Here is a 1,975-nt window from a genome sequence, read left to right as displayed (position 1 = left end):
CCATGAACGACTCGCCGAGCCCCACCACGCCAGCGTCCGCCAGCCGGGCCCAGAAGTGATCGGGTTCGCGCAGTACCACGCGCACCGGGGCGTCGTACTCTCCGGCCGCCGACGAATCGGGGTAGTCGATCCGCACCCCGAGCTCGCGCGCCGACCGCCGGAGCGCCTGGGCGACGAGCGCCGAGGGCTGTCCCCCCGGTCCGGACGGTGGCGCGAGCGCGGGCCAGCGTTCGAGGTCGACGGTCTGCGGTTCGACTCTGACCACCCTGTCCCTCCCTCCGGGGCTCTCGTCAGGTGGACGGTACCGTCGCCTGCGCGTCCGCCCGGTCAGGCGCGGCGGGGGGCCACCCACCCGCGTGCGGTGCGGCTACCTGTGCACGGGGTCAGGCGGAGCACTATCCTGGGGACCCGTGCCCGGCGTCATCCCGCGCGGGCCCCAGACCGACGAGGCCACCGAGCCCCTCAACCCACCAGCCTCATCAGGAGCCGCCATGACCGAGCCCGCAACCGACCAGGTCACAGCCACCGCACCGGCCGGCCGCCGGCACCGCGTCGTCATCGTCGGCTCCGGCTTCGGCGGTCTGTTCGCCGCGCAGCAGCTCGCCAAAGCGGACGTCGACGTGACCCTGGTGGCCAGGACCGGCCACCACCTGTTCCAGCCCCTGCTATACCAGGTGGCCACCGGCATCCTCTCCGTGGGCGAGATCGCCCCGCCGACGCGACTCATCCTGAGGGATCAGAAGAACGCCACCGTGGTCCTGGGTGATGTCGACACGATCGACGTGGCCGGGAAGAGGATCCACGCCTCGGCAGGACACATCGACTTCGATCTCGAGTACGACAGCCTGGTCGTCGCCGCGGGGGCCAACCAGTCCTACTTCGGGAACGACCACTTCGAGCGGTGGGCGCCGGGGATGAAGACCGTCGACGATGCGCTCGAGTTGCGCAGCCGCATCCTCGGCTGCTTCGAGCAGGCCGAGGTCATCGACGACGAGGAGGAGCGCCGCCGGCTGCTGACCTTCATCATCGTCGGGGCCGGCCCGACCGGGGTCGAGATGGCGGGTCAGGTCGCCGAGCTCGCCCAGCACACCCTGAAGGACAGCTTCCGCCGCATCGATCCGGCGTCCGCACGCGTGATCCTCCTCGACGCCGCCCCGGCCGTGTTGCCCCCGTTCGGAAACAACCTCGGCAACGCGGCCCGCGCTCGGCTGGAGAAGATGGGCGTCGAGATCCAGCTCAACGCCATGGTCACCAACGTCGACTACCAGGGCATCGAGGTCAAGGACCCGGACGATTCGGTCCGCCGGATCGACGCCTCGTGCAAGATCTGGTCCGCGGGCGTCAAGGCCAGCCCGCTCGGCAAGCAACTCGCCGACCAGACGGATGCGGAGATCGACCGTGCCGGGCGCGTGCTGGTCAACAAGGACCTCTCACTGCCCGGTCACCCGGAGATCTTCGTCGTGGGCGACATGATGAGCCTCGACGGATTGCCCGGTGTCGCGCAGGTCGCCATCCAGGGCGGCAAGTATGCGGCCAAGCAGATCATGGCCGAGGTGGAGAAGGGCCGGACCCCAGCCGAGCGGAAGCCGTTCAAGTACTTCGACAAGGGGTCCATGGCCACGGTGTCGCGCTACAGCGCAGTCGTGAAGATGGGACCGATCGAGATCTCGGGCTTCATCGCCTGGGTCATGTGGCTGGTGGTCCACCTCGCCTACCTGATCGGCTTCAAGAACCGGATCACCACCATGTTCTCGTGGGGCATGCACATGGGCGGCGACCACCGGTCGCAGCTGACCTCCACCAAGCAGTGGGTCTACGCGCGCCAGGCCATCGAGCGGGTGGCTGCGGACGAGGCGGCCGCATTCCAGTCGGCCGAGCGGTCCCGCGTCGAGGCGCAGCAGTCGGCGTCCGCCTCGGCCACGACCGACTGACCGGGGCGAGACGGCGACGCGCCCGGCGGGATCCACCCGCCGGG

General features: G+C 69.9%; 1 protein-coding gene and 1 pseudogene. One reads left to right on the top strand and one right to left on the bottom strand.

What is annotated here, in order from left to right:
- Positions 1–265: pseudogene (locus G6023_RS15535) on the bottom strand (class I SAM-dependent methyltransferase); the annotation flags it as partial.
- 226 nt (positions 266–491) lie between these two features.
- Here G6023_RS15535 and G6023_RS15530 point away from each other — a divergent pair.
- Entirely contained in the window at positions 492–1,931 is a 1,440-nt protein-coding gene (locus G6023_RS15530) for an NAD(P)/FAD-dependent oxidoreductase (RefSeq protein ID WP_096905513.1), read from the top strand.
- Positions 1,932–1,975 lie beyond the last annotated feature (44 nt).

Origin of the sequence: Dietzia sp. DQ11-71 (genome assembly GCF_014144995.1) — a bacterium.
Taxonomy (GTDB): Bacteria; Actinomycetota; Actinomycetes; order Mycobacteriales; family Mycobacteriaceae; genus Dietzia; species Dietzia kunjamensis.
Note: the sequence above shows the minus strand (reverse complement) of the source record. Positions and strands in the feature narration are given on the sequence as shown.